Here is an 18574-nt window from a genome sequence, read left to right as displayed (position 1 = left end):
GGGGCGCCGTTTTGCTTTCCGGCGTGGCTGTTGGAAAGGTCAATGCATGTCGCCCAGAAGTGTGCGGCGGTTCTGGGACAACGACAGCATCAGAACAAGAAACTTAAAGCACGTCGTCTGAATCCGTTTCGGCGCGTCGCGCTCTAGGCGGTCTGCTTCAGCGCCGCATCCGCGTCGCGCTTAATGCGCTTGACCATCGAGCGCAGGCCGTTGGCGCGCTGCGGCGACAAATGCTCGTCGAGGCCGAGCTCTTTCAGCGTCACTTCCGCGTCGGTACGCTGAATCTGGCTGGCCGGCCGGCCCGAGAACAGCGCCAGCATGATGGCGACGAGGCCGCGTACGATGTGGGCGTCCGAATCCCCCTGGAAGCTGATCATCGGGTCGACGCCCGGTCCTTGCTCGGTCGTCAGCCATACCTGGCTGACGCAGCCCGGCACCTTGTTGGCCGGGGTGCGTTCGGCCTCGGGAAAAGGCGGCAGCGCCTCGCCGAGCTCGATCACATAGCGATAGCGGTCTTCCCACTCGTCGAGCAGGGAGAAATCGTCGCGGATCGTTTCGATCGAGGTCGTCATTGCCCGCATATAGTGACCCGGCGCCCCCACGTCACGGAAAAAGAAAGACGCCGCGGGCGTCGAGAGGTCGGACGGGCCCGCGGCGTTAGAGCAATTCCAGGAAAAGTGCGTAGCGGTTTTCCGTCCGGAATTGCGCCAAAACTAAAGAGGGAGCAATTCCAGGAAAAGTGTGAAAACGGTTTTCCGTCCGGAATTGCGCCAAAACTAAAGAGCCGAGCGAACGGCTGAAAAAATCTCAGTTCTTCGCCGTCAGCATCACCGGGATGTTGACCTTGGCGGGCAGCACGACGTCTTCGGCGACGCTGCCGGTGGTCTCGACGGAAGTCTCCGCAACCTTCGCCTCGGGCACGGCTGGCTTTTCCGACTGTTGGTCGTCAAGCATGGCGGCGGCGATCTTGACGGTTTCCTGGGCGCGGACGGTGATGGTGTGCATGGCCGATTTGCCGGTCTCGCAGACGTCCGGCTTGCGCTCGCAGATGCCGGCAATGTCGCCGACCGCCTCGCGCGCCGCAAACAGCGCCTGGATCGGCCCGACTGCCTCGCGGCCATCCTCGTCGGAGCCGACGCTGAGCGGCAGCGCCAGAAGCACCAGCGAAAACCAGAAAGCCATCCTGATCAGAAAACCCATCTCAATGCCTCTCGTCCGTGACCGGATCATGCATCCGTCGGCATGACCTCTTTTATGCCACGATAATGGCACAGGCGCGCAAAGGACGGCTTGCGCCGAAGCCGCGAATTTTCTTCAAATTTTAGGCAAATTCGAAAGGATTGGTTTTCGAGATTGATTTCATTCAAATCTCATCGATTGCATTAACTTTACGATAACCATCTATACGGCTGTTTTAAAAGGGAAATTCTAGAAAGAGGCGACATCGGCACGAGGTTTTCAGGCGGCCCGGCGCGCCGGCTGTAGCTAACGCTCCATTTACCATGGCGGCAGATCGACGGGCTTTCCGATCCCGGCGTCCCAATATTTGCCGTGGGCAGGGCGCTCGCCTCGTCTGCCTTATCCATTCCTTAAACGCTGGATGCCAGTTTCAAGCCAATTAAGAGTCACCTGCAAAGCAGGGCAGTTTCACGACCGGGTACGCGTGCGGTGAGTTCGATTACGGCCAGATACGTTCAGTTGCCCGGTGCGGTGGCCGCCGGCTGCGAACGCATGGTTCATCCGACCGTCACGGGTGAGGCCGAGCGCCTGCGTCAGCGCCGCTTCATCGGCGTCATGCTCGCCGCCCCCTTTCTCGCCGCGGGCGCGGCGGTGACGCTGGTCACCTCAAGTCTCGGTGCGGCCGTTACCGTCGGCGCGATCTTTGCCGCTTTCGGCCTATGCTGGTTCGCAGCGCTTCTGGTTGCCGCCATCGGCCGCATGGCGCTCGCCGGCCGTGCGGCGGTTGTCATGGGTGGCCTCGCTCTTGCTGCGGCAATCGCCACGGCGGGCGGCTTGGCCTCGCCGGTCGCGCTGCTTGCCGTTGCTTTGCCGGTCGAGGCCTGGTGGATCGCCGGATCGCGGCGCGCGGCGTTGTCGGGCGCGCTGGCGGCGCTCGCCGCCATTTTGCTGCAGCCTTTCGCGAACCAGTTCCCTCTGCTCGGCGCGACTGGGATCGCCACCTGGCATTGGCTGCTGCCGCTTGGCTGGGCGCTGACGCTGCTGCCCCGCGCGGCGGCCTTCGCCAATCCGGCCGGCGCGCGCCAGGCTGAGCCTGCGGCCGACCGTCTCGAGGAGATCATCGACGCCGTCGTGCTGCGCATCGGCCGCCAGGGCGAGGTGCTCGACGCTTCGGCTAAGGCGCGTTCCATTCTGAAGCTGGCGCCGGAGCTCTTGCTCGGCACGGGTCTGTTCGAGCGTGTCCATCTTTCCGACCGCGTCGCCTATCTCACCGCGCTCGCGGATATGCGCGAGGGCGCGCCGAAGCGCCGGCTCGACCTGCGCATCCGGCTGCCGCGCGACGGTGGCGGCTCGGCCGACAATTTCCGCCCGTTCCGCCTGGAATTGATGCGTAGCGAACTTGAGCCGGAGATATTCACCCTCATGCTGCGCGAGAACGGCGACGTCGCTGCTCTGCGTGAAGAGCTTGCCTCGGCGAAGGAAGCCGCCGCGGCCGCCGAAGTGGCCAAGGGCCGTTTCCTGGCGGTGGTCAGCCACGAGTTGCGCACGCCGCTCAACGCCATCATCGGCTTCTCCGACATGCTGCTGCACGAGATGTTCGGCGCTTTCCGCGATCCGCGCCAGAAGGAATATGTCGGCCTGGTCAGGGAGTCCGGCCAGCATCTCCTGTCCGTCGTCACCTCGATCCTCGATGTCTCGCGCATCGAGGCCGGCGCCTATGCGACCGAGCTGGAACCGTTCCGCTTCGTCGAGGCGGTTGATATGTGCCGGTCGATGCTGCGGCCGCTGGCCGACGCCAAGAGCATTGCGCTCACCGCGCAGGTCGCGCCGGACGCCGGCGAGATCAATGCCGACCGCCGCGCCGTGCAGCAAATCCTGATCAATCTCGTTTCGAACGCCGTGAAGTTCACGCCCGACGGCGGCAATGTGGTGATCGGCGCCAAGCGCGTCGGCTCGCGGCTGCATTTCTGGGTGAGCGATACCGGCATCGGCATCGCCGAGGAGGATATGGCCAATCTCGGCAAGCCGTTCATGCAAATCCAGAACGACTATACGCGCCGTTTCGAGGGAACCGGGCTCGGCCTATCGCTGGTCAAGGGCCTTGTGGCGCTGCACGAGGGCACGATGTCGATCGAGAGCGCCCCGGGCGAAGGCACGACGGTGACGGTCAGCCTGCCGGTGAGCGGGCCGAAGCGGCGCTCGGGCGCGCCGATCGGCGTGCTGCCGATGCCGGTTGCAAAGCCGAAGGGGGATGCAGATGGGGACAGCAATGGCTCGCTCCGCAAGACGGCCTAAGGTGGTCGAACCCGAGCGCGGCGTCCTTGCCGAGGGCGCCGTGGCGGTTGGCCAGATGATCTCGCGCAATCCGGTTCTGGTCGGGGGTTCGACCGCCTTCCTGGTGACGCTCTTCTACGTTTCGGCCAACGCGCTCTGGTACCAGCCTTTCCCGCACACCGGCGCCTTCTTCGCCACCAGGAGCATCGAGAATTTCCCGCACGCCGTCTCCGACGAGCCGGAGACCACCATCAACATCGTGCGCCAGGCGCCAGCGCAGCCGGCCGTCAAGCCCGATCCGGTCGTCCAGCAGGTGCAGGGCATCTTGAAGGACCTCAATTTCTACGACGGCACGGTCGACGGCCTCACGGGACCCGCCACGCGCAAGGCCATCCAGGCCTATCAGCTCAAGGTCGGGCTGCCGGGATCGGGCGAGATCGACAGCGCGCTGCTCGACCAGCTCGGCGCCAGGCAGACGACCGCGGCCATTCCGCATCCGGCGCCGCGGCCGGCAACTGCGTCCCCGGCGGCCGCGCCGGTGCCGACTCCAATTCCAGTCTCCGCGCCAGCCAATGGCGCAACGCAGACGCCCGACGCCCGCATCGTCAAGATCCAGGCTGGCCTCAAGGCCTTCGGCAATGACGACATGCAACTTGATGGCAAGGTCGGCGCCCGCACCAAGGCCGCGATCAAGGAGTTCCAGGCGCTGTTCGGGCTGCCCGAGACCGGCGAGCCGGACGAAGCGGTCTACGTCAAGATGCGCGAGATCGGCCTGACGAACTGAGGGGCGGTCCGAAAGCCTATCTGGTCTCAGCTTCACGCTCAGACCGGAGAGCACGAAGAAAGGCAGTCCGGTCCACGTCTTGGCCGTCCCCGCTTGCCATACCTTCATCATAGGCGCGTTTAAGCCGCTCCAGCTCAGGTTTGGTTAGGGTGCGGCTCATGGCTTTCATGCCTAATCAGATAGCATTTCCGGTGTGCTTAACAAAGCTCGTCGGCGCTCGCGGCCGCGCCGGAATCTCGCTAAACACTCTTCATGCCGTCAGGAACCTTTCCATGCGCGTGACCACCGATCTTTGGGTGTCGGCCTTGCTCCGCCGCGTCTTCACCGCCGGCGGCTTTGCGGCCGTGGTCAAGCGCGGCGCGACCGACGCAGGTGCCGTGTTCGTGCTGTCACGCGACCGGCTGGGAGAGGTGGCTCTCTACGGACCGGCGCCGCAGACCAGCTACGATTCGGCCAAGCCCGACGAGCGCTTCTTCACCTTGCTCGATTCCAGCGACGATACCTCGGCATTCGACGCGCGGCTGGAAAAGGAAAAAAGATTCGATCCGGATATCTGGGTGGTCGAGATCGAGGCAGGCGCCGTCCCGGTCGAGGAACTTGTCTCCATGAAGACGGAATAACGCTGGCCGCCCGGCACCATTCCACGCAGGTCCGGACGACAAACCGGTGCACGCTTTTCCTGAAATTTGCTTCAGGACGCTTTGAGGCTGGCAGCCGCGCCGTCGCTGTTCGAAGCCTGGCGCTCGGCGCCTGTTGTCTCGGCCGTGTTGCCGCGGATCGCCCGCGACAGCGTCTCGGCTTTCCAGGCCCGCACCTTGTCGAGCGCTGCTTCGCGATGCAGCAGCCGGTAGCGGTCGAGGAACAGGCGGATCGCCTGTGGATGCGGGAACTCTCCAGGATAGACGGCGACCGCGATCAGGAAGGCCCTGTCCTCGCTGAGGTCGAGCGCCTTGAGCGCCGCCAGCAGCGCGGCGTAGCTCGACTGCTCGGTCACCGTGCGGGCCGTGGTGAAATCGACGTCGAGCGCATCGGCGAGCGCTGTCTGGAAGAAAGCGGCATTGCCGGTCAGCGCCGTCTCGCGCAGCTTCACATAGGTTGGCTGGCCGAGGAACAGGTTGACGGCGACGCCTTCGCCGGTGGGCCGCATCATCGAGCGCAAGCGGCGCCGCGCATCTTCCTCGGCCTCGCCGGGAACCGGTTGTTTGTCTTCCGCGGTGTCGGCGGGCGCCGGTTTCACCGGCGCGAGCTTGGTGACCGTCTCCGGCGGCCGCGTCTTGACCAGCGTCGGCCTCTCCAGCGCGCGGATCAGCTGGGCGATGGTCGCATTGAGCGCCTTGCGGCGGGCGATCGCGCGCGCGTGCGGCAGGCCGTGGCGGCCGATCAGCGCGATGAGGTCGATGTCGCTCAGCGCGTTCGAGCGGGTGAGCAGCGGCGCCGCGATCTCCACCGGCTCCTCGGCCAGCCGCCGTACCAGCGCGGCCGGCGCATATTCGCATTCGGAAAGGGCGGCGGCGACATAGCGGCGCGACTCGACCGACACCTCGTCAAACAGCGGCAGCGTCAGATCCTCGAGCTGGGCGATCTCGCGGCGTGAGGGACGCGTCAGCGAGCAGAAGGCCGATACGGCGGCGCGGAACAGCCTTTCGGCTTTTCCAGCTTCGGTCCGGATAGCGATTTGCCTGAAATCCGAAGATGACACGGAGGATACGCCCGATACTCGACACAGACCCGGCCCTGCGCAATCCGGCCGGGCCGGTTTCGCATCTCCAGGCAACAAAGGTCAAATTAGCCGCGATCCGTTAGCGCTCCGTTAACCCTCTGCCCGCCTTAATCAACTTTGGAGGCGTTGCGTTGTGCTCCGGTCAAACCGAGAGGAATGCGCGAACCATGGGCATGGTCCTGTCTTTTGTGCCGAGAACGGCACCGGTCAATCGAGTAAATCACGCTACCGATACGGCGGCGGTCATCATCTTCCCCGGCGTCCGCTACGAGCAGCCGCCGCGGGTCGGCGGAGCGCGCTCCGACAGCCCGGACAAGCCGGGTTCGCCGCGGCCTCCCGTTCCGCATCATTGACGGTCTAACCAGAGCAATTCCAGGAAAAGTGTGAAGCGGTTTTCCGCCCGGAATTGCGGCAAAGCGCTAATAATCCTGCAGCTCGCAGGTGCTTTGCTCGAGAAAGCGTGACACGATCGGCTTCCAGCTGTCGTCCGGCACGAAGGCGCGGACGACGAGGATGCCTTCCTCGATCGGCGCCTCGACGAAGATCGCTCCCTGAAGCTCCTCCGGAAGATCGCGCCTTACGTCGATCATCTGCGCCGGTGTCAGCACCACGGCATCGAGCTTCTCGCTGTTCGCGTTGTGGTCGTTGAAGGAATAGATGTTGTGGCCGCTGCGGTCATAGACCGACGCCGACCAGAACGGCACGTCGCCCGGCGCCCGGATCCGCACCAGCCCGTCGGCGAGGTCGAAGCGGCAGGCGGCGGCGTAGAACATCGGGTCGACCGACTTCACCACCGGCGCGCCGCCGGCCTCGGCGTCCAGCCGCGTCATCTTGTAGAGGTCGGAGGCCATCGCCAGCCGCGACCAGGCGTCGCGCTCGGAAAAGTCAGGCACCAGGAACAGCACCACGATATGCACGATGCCGGCGCCGAGCAGGCCGAGGATGAGCGCGTGCAGCAGCCTACGCATGGCAGCCGGCCTTCAGGATGCGCGGCAGCGTCACGTCGGAAAGTCCGGTGCTCGAGGCGATCGGCGTGTCGTAGAAGGTCAGCACGAAATACATCTTGCCGAAGCCATTGGTGAGCAGCCAGTTGCCGGGGGCAGGGCGGTCGCCGACGGAGATGACGACCGAATTGTCGGGCTGGCGCAGCACCTCGTAGGATTGCAGCGCCGCCCGTCTCGCCTTGCCGGTGTCGATAACGCCGAGCGAATGGTCGGCGGCATAGAGCGTCCAGAACCGGGCCGTCGGATAGCCGCCCTCGATCGTGTAGGCGCATTCCCGTTTCAACGGCTCGCCGCTTTCGTCGCGCTCTGCGACGAAGGAGAGCCCTTCCGCCCGGCCGAGCGCGAGCACGCCCTCGCGCGCCACGCGCGCCTTCGAATAGGGATCGGCTGCCTGGGTGCCGATTTCTGGAAAGGCCGTCCATCGGCCGATGCGGATCGCGCCGACGCCGTCCTGCGCGTTGAGCGCATACCAGACGCTGCCGCCGCCCAGCCCGATGGCCATGGCAAGCGACAGCAGCGTGAGGAATGCGTTTCTGAGCATGAAGAGCCGGAACTGAGGAGGTTGTCCGGGATATCGCGGCGCGGGGCCTCGTGGCAAGCCGGCTTGCTCCAAGGCGCGGCGATATTCAGATGATGCCGGCCTGCGAATGGCAGCGTCCTGCGGACGAGGTCCCGCACTCCCACTGATCTTCGATGCCTTCTGCAGCGCCGCGCGTAGGCCCATCAAACCGCTGACTTGTCGGGCTGGTTCGCGCAGATCCGATGCCTGTGCTTGAAGCCGCCTCCATTTCGTTCCACATCGATCGGGATGAAGGGCGAGACGGAAGAACGACGCTGGAATTTGGCGTGGGCCTTGCCCGCGTCGCTGATCCTGCATGCGCTCATCGCGGCGTTTCTGATCTACAGCCAGCCGAGGCCTGCCCAACAGCCGGATCAGGAACAGCCGATCAATGTGGCGCTTGTGCCTCCGCCCGAGCAGCCGAAACCGAAGCCTCCGCCCGCACCGCAGCCAAAGGAACCCAAGGCCGAAAGGCCGCCGGAACCTAAGATTGAAAAACCGCCCGAGCAGAAAGTTGAAAAGCCGCCCCTGCCGGAAAAGCAGCCGCCGAAGCCACCGCCAATCGCGGTGCTAAAACCCGTTTTCCGGTACGGCGACAAGGATACCGGCCCGAGGAAATCCCTGGATGGAGGCGGCGATCGGGACAACACGCCGTCGCCGGCCAAGGACAATGATTCGAAGCCGCCCGCGCCCGATCAGCAGGCAGATCCAAACAAGCCGGACGCGAAACCGGCAACCGCCGCGACGGACGCCAAGCCTGCGCAGAGTGAGGACAAGCAGGCAAGCCAGGACGCGGATAAACAGCAGGCGGACAAACAAGAGGCAGGAGCGCAAACCGCCGAAAAGCAAACAACCGTGGCGCCAACGCCGTTGGGCGCTGAGAGCGACGGTAAGGTCGAGCTTCCGGAGGCGGCCGAAAAGCCGAAGCCCAAACCCGCAGATACGCTGAAGTTCAGGCCTGCGAGGGTCTCGAAATCCGGAAGCAAGAGCGTCGGGGCGCCAAGATCCGCTAACGCCGCCGGTGCCGGATCGCCGATCTATTCGGGCCTTCCAGGGGTTCGAAAACTCTACTCGCCGGGCGCCACCGGCGATGCGCTGGCCGCAAGCTCTATGAGCGGCGTGCCTCGCGATCAGCGGGTTGCCAACCTTTGCGGCAGCGTCTTGGCCCAGGAATTGCGGGACGCCTCTTATTCTCCCAAATGGCTGCCATCCATTCCGCTGAAGGTGGGCAATGTTCTTAGCCCTCCGGAGGCTGCCTTCAGCACGGCAACCACATGGTACCGCCTAAACTTCCGGTGCGAAGTCGATGCCGATGCGACGAGGGTCCTGTCGTTCAACTTCCGCGTCGGCGCTGAGATCCCGCAAGGCGAATGGACTCGTCTCAGATTGCCCAGTCTCCACTGAGCATCAAAACAAGACCTAAAGCGCCGATAGCGTCTCCGGCGCGGTAGGGGCGTTGAGAACCGGCGCGGTCTGGAACGCCTTGGTCATGTCCCTCAGCGTCTGTGTGGTGCGGCTGGAGAGCACCGGCGGACGTTCGGCCTCCGCCTCCGCCGCGGCATCCGCCGCCTCCTTCTTCGCCGCTTCCTCGGCCTTGGCCGCCACCTCCGGGTCGACCCACGGATGATCGAGGCCAGGGATCGGTTTCAGGTCGATGTTCTGGTGCGCATAGGCCATCAGCCGTTGCCACACCATCGCCGGCAGCGAACCGCCGGTCATCTTGTTGGTCGGCGTGAAGTCGTCATTGCCGAGCCAGACGGCGGCCGTGTAGTTGCCGGTGAAGCCGACGAACCAGGCGTCGCGGTAGGATTGGGTGGTGCCGGTCTTGCCGGCGACGACGATGTTGGGGAGCTGGGCGCGCCTGGCCGTGCCGATCACCGGCACCGCCGCCAGCATGGTATTCATGTATTTCAGCGCCTGTTCCGACAGCACACGGTGCGGAGCCGGCGCGTCCTTGGTCCAGTCATAGACCACGTCGCCGGTCCGGGTGACGAGCTGGGTGATCCCATGCCTGGAGCCGACGAAGCCGTTCTGCGCAAAGACGCTGTAGCCGGTGGCCTGGTCCATCACCGTCATGAGGGACGTGCCGAGCACCATGGTCTTGTGCGATTCCAGCGGCGACTCGACGCCCATCGATTCGGCCATCGCCTTGATCGGACCGATGCCGAGATGGTCCTTGGCGAGCCGCACCGGCACCGTGTTGATCGACTTGGCGATCGCCGTGAGCAGCGTGACATTGCCTGCTGACCCGCCGCTGTAGTTATGCGGCGACCAGCTGCCCCAGCTGATCGCGCCGCCGGAAACCACTGAGTCCGGCGTGAAGCCATGCTCCATCGCGGTGGCGTAGACGTAAGGCTTGAAAGACGACCCGGTCTGGCGCAGCGCCTTGGTGGCGCGGTTGAACTGGCTGGCGCCATAGTCGCGGCCGCCGACGATGGCGCGCACCGCGCCGTTGGTCTCGATCACCACCACCGCGCCCTCGGTGACGTTGTATTCCTTGCCGAACTGGCGAAGGTGGAACTCGACCGACTCCTCCGCCGCCTTCTGGATGTTGGCGTCGAAAGTGGTGTGGGCGACCAGCGAATGCTGGCCGGGCTTGGCGATCTTCTTGACCTCGTCGAAGGCCCAGTCGAGGAAATAGTCGGGGCTCTTCTGCTCGCCGCGGTCGACGACGTCGGCCGGATGCAGCCTGGCCTGCAGCACCTGACCCTCGGTCATGAAGCCGGCGTCGACGAGGTTGGAGAGCACCACATTGGCGCGGGCGCGGGCGGCCGGCAGGTTGATGTGCGGGGCGTATTTGGTCGGCGCCTTGAACAGACCGGCAAGCATCGCCGCCTCGGCGAGGTTCAGGTCCTTGACGCTCTTGCCGAAATAGAAATCCGCCGCCGCCTCGATGCCGAACGTGCCGCCGCCCATATAGGCGCGGTCGAGGTAGAGCTGCAGGATATCCTTCTTGGAGAGGTTCGCCTCCAGCCATAGCGAGAGAAACGCTTCCTTGATCTTGCGCTCGAGGGTTCGCTCGTTGGAAAGGAACAGGTTCTTGGCGAGCTGCTGCGTAATGCTGGAGCCGCCCTGGACCACCGAATTGGCGCGCACATTCTCGAAGATCGCGCGCGACAGGCCGAGAACGTCGATGCCGTAATGGTCGAAGAAACGGCGGTCCTCGGTCGCCAGCACCGCCTTGATGACGATGTCCGGCATCTCGTCCACCGGCACGGAATCGCGCTGGATGATGCCGCGCTGGCCGATCTCGTTGCCGTAGCGGTCGAGGAAGGTGACGGCGAAGTCGCCCTGGTTGCGCCAGTCGCCGGCGGTGATCTCGAAGGCGGGCATTGCCAGCGCCAAGAGCACCACGAAGCCGCCGGCGCCCATGGTGAAGCCTTCGCTGAGCACCTCGATGATGGCGCGCCGCCAGCCATGCAGGCGGAAGCGGCGGGAAAAGATGGTTGCCGCTTCCCAGAATTCGCGCGCCTTGAAGCCAATCTCATAGAGCGAGGAATCGAACCACGCGTCGACGGCAAGAGCCGCCGAGGCGATCCGGCCTCTTCTCTTGCGCGGTTTCGAAGGACTTGCCATTCCAGACTTCCGCCCCAATGCGCTTTCGACCGAAACCGCATGGACAGTTTCGGGCGCCACCCCTGCAAGACTAATCGACCATTTTAGCACCGCTCACAAGGGCAGCGAAGCCACAGCACAAGCTTTGTTGGACGCAACGGGCGGCGGAGCCCTCCGCAGGTACTTCGGGTCGGCTGCGACGGCATCAATACACTGGAGCGCAACCGGGCAGCCTCGACTTGGGGCCAATTGGCTGTTGACGCTACCAAAACGATCCATTATAGAACCGATTAGTTCCAGAACTGAGTGGTTCCAAAATTGGCTTCTCCCTCTCTTGATCACACTTTCGCTGCTCTTGCCGATCCGACACGGCGGGCGATCCTGGCTCGCCTACTCGACGGTGAAGCTTCTGTCGCCGAGTTGGCGCAACCTTTTGCTCTCACTGTGCGAGCCGTTTCCAAGCACATCGGCGTACTGGAGCAGGCCGGCTTGGTCACCCGCAGCCGGGAGGCGCAGAAACGCTTGAGCCGGATCGAGATCAAGCCGCTGCGCGACATAGACCGCTGGCTCGCTGATTACCGAAAGCTCTGGGAGGAGCGGTTCGATCGCATCGAGGCCTTGCTGCGGCGCGAACAGGCGGAGGGCACGGGTGAATGAGCGCACAGCAGCCTGTTGCGTCGCAAGCCGAACGCAGTTTCACGATCGAGCGGACATTCGCCGCGCCGGTCGAGCGGGTGTTCAGGCTATGGACCGATCCGCTGCTGGTCGCGCAATGGTGGGGTATCAAGGATTGCACCATCCCTTGCTGCGCGCTCGACGTACGGGTGGGCGGCAGATGGCGCATCGATATGCGCACCGCTGGCGGCGCGCTCTATCGCAACCAGGGCCGTTATGTCGACGTGGTCGCGAACCTGCGGCTCAGTTACACGGACGAACCGGACCCTGAGTTGCGGGAATGGGCTGGCAACCCGCCGGGACAGAGCCTCCACACAGTCACGTTTGCGGCCGACGGCGCTAGAACTCACGTCTGTTTCGAAGTGACGCTGGCTAGCGTTGCCGACCGAGAGCGGTTGCTGGCGTTGGGTATGCACCGGGGCTGGATGGAAAGCTTCGACAGGCTGGAACAGGAGATCAGCCGGCCCGGCACGGCGCAAGACATGGCCAGACCACCGCCTGAATGACAGGCTGCCCCGACCGGCGCTGCTGGCAAAAAAATCCACCGAACAATTTGTGGAGTGCTCGATGCAACAGGCTGCACAAACGATGCAAAACCGTAACGCGCCCACGAAAGGCCGCGCATTGTCTGCCGATGCGCCAGGAACGCAAAAGATCATTTCGGCCGACGACACGCCAATCGCCTATGAACGCCAGGGAAAAGGCCATCCGCTCATTCTCGTCGATGGCGCACTTTGTTCCCGCAGCATGGGTCCGAGCCGTCCGCTCGCTAAAGCGCTGGCCGCGCATTTCACTGTTTTCAGTTACGACCGCCGCGGTCGCGGCGAAAGCGGAGATACTGCGCCTTACACGACCGATCGCGAAGTGGACGACATCGAAGCCGTGCTCGATGCAGCCGGCGGAGAGGCCTTCGTCTGGGGCACCTCGTCCGGCACCATGCTGGCGCTGATGGCGGCGTCACGGCTGCCCGGTATCAGGAAGATTGCGCTTTATGAGGCGCCGCTGATCGTCGATGAAAGCCGTGCGACCACCCAGGCCGACTGGGCTGGCATTCGCACAGCCATGGCTGCCGGGCGTCGCGACGATGCAGTACGCATCTTCCTCAAATCGGTCGGCATGCCTCGCCCGCTGATCTTCCTCATGCGGCTGACGCCGATCTGGTCGAAGCTCAAGGCGGTCGCGCATACCTTGCCATATGACGGTGCGATCGTCGCCAACGATCAGCTCGGCAAGCCACTGGCCCCGGGCCAATGGGCCGCAGTCACGGTTCCGGCGCTGGTCACTGATGGCGGCCGAAGCCCGGCCTGGATGCGCCACGGCAACAAGGCACTCGCCGAGGCCTTGCCGAACGCCCGTTACCTGACGTTAGCGGGGCAGAACCATATGGTGAAACCCGCGGCTCACCTGCCAGTGCTTCTGAATTTTTTTGGCGAACACAGGATGGCCGACATCACCGCGCCGCAATGAAGCGCATGAAATGCGCCACATCCGCCTCGGTCGGCTCCTGGCCGGTGAAGGAGCGCAGATAGGCGGCGAGGTGGCTGACCCTGGCCTCGACCGGTTCCTTGAGGTCGAGCACGTAGTAGCCGATCTGCATGTAGTAGAGGACGCGGGCGCGGATGAAGGCGTCCTCGTCGTCATAGCCGTGCCGGCGGTACATGTCGCGGATGGCGGTCAGGCGCTCGTCGTCGGCCTGGTCGATCATGCGCCGCACACCGTCCGAGCGCCTTGCCCATTCGCGCACGGCGAAATCGAGCCTCGGATCGAACAGACGTTCGTCGGCCCAGCATTCGAAGACGTTCATCACGCCCATGATGATGGTCCCGGACGGGCGCCGGGCACGCTCGACGATCGCCGTGGTGTTGGTGTCGTGCCAATGCTTGAGTAACTGGTCGAGCAGATCCTGCCGGCTTTCGAAATACCAGTAGAAGCTCGAGCGCGACACGCCGAGCCTCTGGCCGAGCGAAAGCACGCGCACGCTCTCGATGCCGTCCGAGATCAGCGTCTCGAGCGCCAGATTGATCCAGTCCGAGCGGGTGACCTTGATGTTGCCGGGCGTCGGTTCGGCCTGGGGAGCGGTCATGATCATGGCCGCACAATAGGCATGGCATGAAACTCTTCGCAAGCTCTGGACAGAAGTGTCTAGACACATATGTCCAGGAGATGTATCGTAAGAGCCTCCAACGAGAGGGAGAGGCTCGTGAAATCGCATTATCGGGCAGTCGTCATCGGGGGAGGCGTGGTCGGCGCCTCGGTGCTCTATCACCTGACGCGGTTCGGCTGGAGCGATGTGGCGCTCATCGAGCGCGCCGAGCTGACGGCAGGCTCGACCTGGCACGCGGCGGCCGGCTTCCATGCGCTCAACGCCGACCCCAATGTCGCGGCGCTGCAGGACTACACGATCAAGCTCTATCGCGAGATCGAGGCCGAATCCGGCCAGAACGCCGGGCTGCACATGACCGGCGGGGTCAACATGGCGAGCGACCCGCAGCGCTGGGAATGGTTGAAATCGGCCTGGGCGGTGTTCCAGTCGGTCGGCATCGAGACCGCCCGCCTGGTGACGCCCGAAGAGATCAAGGAGATCTGCCCGATCGTCGATGTCAGCGACGTGCTGGGCGGCCTCTACGATTCCAACGAAGGCCATCTCGACCCCTACGGCACGACGCATGCCTATGTGGGGGCCGCGAAGAAGCGCGGCGCCGATGTGATCCTGCGCAACCGCGTCATCGAGCTGAAGCAGCGCGCCGACGGCGGCTGGGATGTCGTCACCGAAAAGGGCACGATCGTCGCCGAGCATGTCGTCAACGCCGGCGGCTTGTGGGCCAAGCAGGTCGGGCTGATGGCCGGCGTCGACCTGCCGGTGACGCCGATGGAGCATCACTATTTCGTCACCGAGGACATTCCGGAAGTTGCCGCCCTCGACAAGGAACTCGGCCTTGCGGTCGACCTCGACGGCTTCTCCTATCTGCGGCAGGAGCGCAAAGGCGTGCTGCTCGGCGTCTACGAGCAGAACCCGAAACACTGGAACATGGACGGCGCGCCCTGGGATTACGGCATCGAGCTTATCCCGGAGGACATCGACCGCATCAGCCCTGAGCTTTCGAAGGCCTATCAGCGCTTCCCCTGCCTGGCGAAGGCCGGCATCCGCAAATGGGTGAACGGCGCCTTCACCTTCACGCCGGACGGCAATCCGCTGGTCGGCCCGGTCAGGGGCCTCAGCAACTACTGGGTCGCCTGCGGCGTCATGGCCGGCTTCAGCCAGGGCGGCGGCGTCGGCAAGTCGCTGGCCGAATGGATGATCTACGGCGAGCCGCAGACCGACATCTTCGGCATGGACATCGCCCGCTACGGCGCCTTCGCCGCCAACCGCGAGTATCTCAGGCAGACGACGGGCCAGTTCTACGCCCGCCGCTTCGTCATGACCTTCCCCAACGAGCGGCTGCCTGCCGGCCGGCCGCTGAAGCGCCCCGGCGCTTATGACGGCATGAGCGCCGCCGGCGCCGAGTGGACGGCGTCCTGGGGTCTGGAAATCCCGGCCTATTTCGCGCCGATGGGTTTTCGCGAGGAGACGACATTGAAGCGCTCAAACGCCTTCGACATCGTTGGCGACGAGGTGCTGCAGGTCCGCCGCGCCGCAGGCCTCGTCGATACGACCGCCTTCTCGCGCTATGCCGTATCTGGCCCGAGCGCCGAGGCCTGGCTCGACCGGCTGCTCGCCTGCAGGCTGCCGAAGCCGGGCCGCGCGAAGCTGGCGCCGATGCTTGGGTCTGACGGGCGGCTGAAGGGCGATCTCACCGTGCTCAACTGGGGCGGCGGCGAATACTGGATCATGGGCTCCTATTATCTGCGCGAATTCCACATGCGCTGGTTCGAGGCGCATATGGCCGAAGGCGTCTTCGTCACCGACATCTCGGACGCTATGTCCGGCTTTCTCGTCACCGGACCCAACGCACGCAAGATCGTCGAGCGCACGACCCATCAGGACATCTCCGTCAAAACTCTGCCGTTCATGGCCTGCGGTGCGTTCGACATCGGTATGGTGCGCGCTCGGGTAGCCCGGCTGTCGATCGCCGGCGAGCTCGGCTTCGAGATCAACTGCCTGGCCACCCTGCATTCGACTCTGCGCGAGACGCTGCTTGCCGCCGGCGAGGATCTCGGCCTTGCCGAGATCGGCTACTACGCGCTGGGCGCGCTGCGGCTGGAAAAGAGCTTTGGCATCTGGTCGCGCGAGTTCACGCAAGGCTACACGCCTGGACAGACGGGGCTCGACCGCTTCATCGCCTTCGACAAGGGCGATTTCATCGGCCGCGAAGCGGCGCTCAAGGAGCACAAGGCGGGTGTCGCGCGCCGCATCGTGACGCTGGAAGTCGACGCGGTCGACGCCGACGCCAGCGGCTTCGAGCCGGTCTGGCACAAGGGCCGGCGCGTCGGCTTCGTCACCTCCGGTGGCTATGGCTACACCGTCGGCAAGAGCGTCGCCCTGGCGTTGCTGGATGACGATTTCGCCGGGCAGGGAACAGAACTTTCCGTACACATTGTCGGCGTCGAACGGCCGGCACGCGTCATCGCCGCCTCGCCATACGACCCCGAAGGCATTGCGATGCGGCAATAGGGAGGATTGGGCATGATTGACGAGGCCGCACGCGATCTGAGGCGCGAACGCCGGCGCGGACGCACCGGCGAGGCTGGCAGCGAGTCGAGCCGCCGCCCGAACTATCGCTCTTTGAAGAACCCGTTCCTGCCGCAGCCGGTCCTTTCCGACGACCAGGTCGCGGCGATCCACGACACGGCGCTGCGCGTGCTGGAGCAACTCGGCGTCAAGGTGCTGCTGCCGCAAGCGCGCGCTATCTTTGCCCGCGCCGGCGCGCTGGTCGATGAGGACAGCCAGATGGTGAAGATCGGCCGCGACATCGTGACGGCCGCACTTGCCTCGGCGCCGCGCTCGATCCCGGCGCGGGCCGGCGACCACTCCCGCGATCTCGATCTCGAACTCGGCACGATGACCTTTCTCGCCGGCTGCGGTGCCCCCAACGTCACCGACCTCGAGCGCGGCCGGCGGCCGGGCACACTTCAAGCCTTCGAGGATTTCATCCGGCTGGTGCAGCATTTCGATGTGCTGCATATGCTGGGCCCCTGCGTCGAGCCGCAGGACGTCGATACCCGCTTTCGCCACTATGCCACCGGCCGGGCGCAACTGACGCTGTCCGACAAGGTGCCTTTCGTCTTCGCGCGCGGCACGCCGCAGGTCGAGGACAGCTTCGAAATGATCCGGCTGGCGCGCGGCATCTCGGAAGACGAGTTCCGCGCCGGCGCCTATTGCTACACCGTCATCAACACCAATTCGCCTCGCCAGCTCGACATCCCGATGGCGCAAGGGATCATCGACTTTGCCCGTGCCGGCCAGGTGTCGATCATCACGCCCTTCTGCCTGGCGGGCGCGATGGCGCCGATCACGGTCGCCGGCGCGCTGACGCTACAGCACGCGGAGGCGCTGGCCGGCTTGACGCTCGCCCAGCTCGCGCGCCCCGGCGCGCCGGTGGTCTATGGTTCCTTCTCCTCCAATGTCGATATGAAGTCCGGCGCCCCGGCCTTCGGCACGCCGGAGCACGTCAAGGCCACACTTGGCGCCGGCCAACTCGCGCGCTTCACCGGCCTGCCATGGCGCTCCGGCGGCGGCAGCGCCGCCAATATTTCGGATGCTCAGGCCGCGCATGAGACACAATTCGCGCTGTGGGGCTCGGTGCTGGCAGGCGCCACCGTCTGCATCCACGCCGCCGGCTGGCTGGAAGGGGGCTTGAGCGTTTCCTTCGAAAAGCTGATCACCGACATCGAGGCCTTGCAGACGGTCGCCGAGCTTTGCGCGAAGACCCCGGGCGATGAGGATGCGATCGGCTTCGAGGCCATTGCCGAGGTGCAGCCCGGCGGCCATTTCTTCTCGGCCGCCCACACCATGACGCGCTACCGCACCGCTTTCTACGAGCCGCTGGTCGCCGATTGGTCGAATTTCGGCAACTGGACCCAGTCCGGCGGCAAGACCGCCACCGAGCGCGCCACCGGCATCTGGAAGCGGATCCTTTCCGATTTCCAGCCGCCGCAATCCGCCGCCGCTACCGCCGGTGTGCTCGACGAGTTCATCGCGCGGCGTACCGAGGAAGGTGGCGCCGCTCCGGTGTCGTAGCGGAACCTACATTCCAGACCGGGCGGCAGAGGTTCGTTCATCCGACATAGGCGCGCGGACCTCGGCCCTCGTCACCGCCGGGTCGTAGCTCTTGCGGCCGAACACTTCTTTCACCAACGGGGCGAAGAACTCCAGCGGCAGGGTCGGATAGTCCGGGTCAAAGCTGGACTGGTCCCATTTCTCGCAGAATTCGGCGCAGTCGTCGAAGTAGGGGCTGCCCCGGAAGGCCTCCCGCTTGTTCGGATTGGCCCCGACATGTTCGCCGTAGTAGAGCAGCTGGAAATCGCCATGCTTCTCAACGACCCAGGCGCACTGTTCGCGCACGAATGGCCGGATGATGGCTGCGGCATATTCGTCGTGGTTGTAAGGGGCATAGATGTCGCCGATGTCGTGCAGCAGCGCCGACACAACCCAGTCGGTGTCCGCTCCGGCATTCCACGCTCTCGTTGCTGCCTGCAGGGAGTGGCCGAGCCTCGTCACCTTGTAGCCTGACAGCGATTTGTCGAGCTCGACCATGGCCGCAAGCAGCCGGTCGGCGGTGCTGCCGGCATATTCCGTCTCGTGTTCGGTGAGAAACGCGTAGTCCTCTCGGTCACCATCCTTCATCTGCGTGAATTTCACGGTTTCCATGGTCGCTGCCTCCAAT

Annotated in this window: 17 protein-coding genes; 9 read left to right on the top strand and 8 right to left on the bottom strand. The window is 64.7% G+C overall.

All coding sequences use genetic code 11. The features are described 5' to 3' along the window. Window positions 1–143: 143 nt before the first annotated feature. Window positions 144–572 carry a SufE family protein gene (locus tag AC4FWB_RS04500; RefSeq protein WP_491024846.1) on the bottom strand — a complete coding sequence of 143 codons (429 nt, stop codon included), beginning with the start codon at window positions 570–572 and terminating at the stop codon, window positions 144–146. Between the two features lie 235 nt (window positions 573–807). Next, window positions 808–1200, bottom strand: a complete 393-nt coding sequence (locus tag AC4FWB_RS04495; RefSeq protein ID WP_491024578.1) for a DUF5330 domain-containing protein — start codon at window positions 1198–1200, stop codon at window positions 808–810. A 531-nt stretch (window positions 1201–1731) separates the two neighbouring features. Between AC4FWB_RS04495 and AC4FWB_RS04490 the strand changes: the two genes are divergently transcribed. The 3 genes from AC4FWB_RS04490 to AC4FWB_RS04480 all read left to right on the top strand — a co-directional run bounded on the left by AC4FWB_RS04490 (window position 1732) and on the right by AC4FWB_RS04480 (window position 4857). Further along, window positions 1732–3474, top strand: a complete 1743-nt coding sequence (locus tag AC4FWB_RS04490) for a sensor histidine kinase (RefSeq protein WP_491024845.1) — start codon at window positions 1732–1734, stop codon at window positions 3472–3474. Beyond that, the gene (locus AC4FWB_RS04485) at window positions 3449–4237 is read left to right on the top strand and encodes a peptidoglycan-binding domain-containing protein (RefSeq protein ID WP_491024577.1); all 789 of its coding nucleotides are present in this window, start codon (window positions 3449–3451) and stop codon (window positions 4235–4237) included. Before AC4FWB_RS04490 ends, AC4FWB_RS04485 begins: the two co-directional genes overlap by 26 nt. A 272-nt stretch (window positions 4238–4509) precedes the next feature. Next, entirely contained in the window at window positions 4510–4857 is a 348-nt protein-coding gene (locus tag AC4FWB_RS04480; RefSeq protein WP_491024576.1) for a DUF1491 family protein, read from the top strand. A gap of 71 nt (window positions 4858–4928) precedes the next feature. On the opposite strand, the gene AC4FWB_RS04475 is transcribed toward AC4FWB_RS04480, so the two are convergent. From AC4FWB_RS04475 to AC4FWB_RS04465, 3 genes are all read right to left on the bottom strand, one after another. Continuing rightward, complete coding sequence (locus AC4FWB_RS04475; protein ID WP_491024574.1) at window positions 4929–5936, bottom strand: hypothetical protein; 1008 nt, start codon at window positions 5934–5936, stop codon at window positions 4929–4931. A gap of 440 nt (window positions 5937–6376) precedes the next feature. Beyond that, window positions 6377–6925, bottom strand: coding sequence for a DUF1254 domain-containing protein (locus tag AC4FWB_RS04470; RefSeq protein ID WP_491024572.1), 549 nt, complete (start codon window positions 6923–6925; stop codon window positions 6377–6379). Then, window positions 6918–7502, bottom strand: coding sequence for a DUF1214 domain-containing protein (locus tag AC4FWB_RS04465; protein ID WP_491024571.1), 585 nt, complete (start codon window positions 7500–7502; stop codon window positions 6918–6920). Before AC4FWB_RS04465 ends, AC4FWB_RS04470 begins: the two co-directional genes overlap by 8 nt. 267 nt (window positions 7503–7769) lie before the next feature. On the opposite strand from AC4FWB_RS04465, the gene AC4FWB_RS04460 reads away from it, so the two are divergent. Beyond that, window positions 7770–8924 (top strand): DUF930 domain-containing protein, encoded by a 1155-nt coding sequence (locus tag AC4FWB_RS04460; RefSeq protein ID WP_491024570.1) that lies wholly within the window; start codon window positions 7770–7772, stop codon window positions 8922–8924. Between the two features lie 15 nt (window positions 8925–8939). Here AC4FWB_RS04460 and AC4FWB_RS04455 read toward each other — a convergent pair whose 3' ends face one another. After that, complete coding sequence (locus AC4FWB_RS04455) at window positions 8940–11096, bottom strand: transglycosylase domain-containing protein (protein WP_491024569.1); 2157 nt, start codon at window positions 11094–11096, stop codon at window positions 8940–8942. A gap of 297 nt (window positions 11097–11393) precedes the next feature. On the opposite strand from AC4FWB_RS04455, the gene AC4FWB_RS04450 reads away from it, so the two are divergent. From AC4FWB_RS04450 to AC4FWB_RS04440, 3 genes are all read left to right on the top strand, one after another. After that, entirely contained in the window at window positions 11394–11732 is a 339-nt protein-coding gene (locus AC4FWB_RS04450) for an ArsR/SmtB family transcription factor (protein ID WP_491024568.1), read from the top strand. Then, complete coding sequence (locus AC4FWB_RS04445; RefSeq protein WP_491024566.1) at window positions 11729–12256, top strand: SRPBCC family protein; 528 nt, start codon at window positions 11729–11731, stop codon at window positions 12254–12256. The genes AC4FWB_RS04450 and AC4FWB_RS04445 overlap by 4 nt, the downstream gene beginning before the upstream one ends. Window positions 12257–12317: 61 nt before the next feature. Then, window positions 12318–13217, top strand: coding sequence for an alpha/beta fold hydrolase (locus AC4FWB_RS04440; RefSeq protein WP_491024565.1), 900 nt, complete (start codon window positions 12318–12320; stop codon window positions 13215–13217). Here the strand turns inward: AC4FWB_RS04440 and AC4FWB_RS04435 are convergent. After that, on the bottom strand, window positions 13201–13839 hold the full coding sequence (locus AC4FWB_RS04435; protein WP_491024564.1) for a TetR/AcrR family transcriptional regulator: 639 nt from the start codon (window positions 13837–13839) through the stop codon (window positions 13201–13203). The genes AC4FWB_RS04440 and AC4FWB_RS04435 overlap by 17 nt on opposite strands. A 111-nt stretch (window positions 13840–13950) precedes the next feature. Here AC4FWB_RS04435 and AC4FWB_RS04430 point away from each other — a divergent pair, with 111 nt between their 5' ends. Together AC4FWB_RS04430 and AC4FWB_RS04425 are read left to right on the top strand one after the other, a co-directional pair. Beyond that, a complete protein-coding gene (locus AC4FWB_RS04430; protein WP_491024563.1) occupies window positions 13951–16362 on the top strand; it encodes a GcvT family protein in 2412 nt (803 codons plus the stop codon). A 12-nt stretch (window positions 16363–16374) separates the two neighbouring features. Next, complete coding sequence (locus AC4FWB_RS04425; protein WP_491024562.1) at window positions 16375–17928, top strand: trimethylamine methyltransferase family protein; 1554 nt, start codon at window positions 16375–16377, stop codon at window positions 17926–17928. 6 nt (window positions 17929–17934) lie between these two features. Here the strand turns inward: AC4FWB_RS04425 and AC4FWB_RS04420 are convergent, their stop codons facing one another. Further along, entirely contained in the window at window positions 17935–18558 is a 624-nt protein-coding gene (locus AC4FWB_RS04420; protein WP_491024560.1) for an HD domain-containing protein, read from the bottom strand. Window positions 18559–18574: the final 16 nt, after the last annotated feature.

It is taken from the genome of Mesorhizobium sp. LEGMi-168a, from assembly GCF_058312955.1.
Note: the sequence above shows the minus strand (reverse complement) of the source record. Positions and strands in the feature narration are given on the sequence as shown.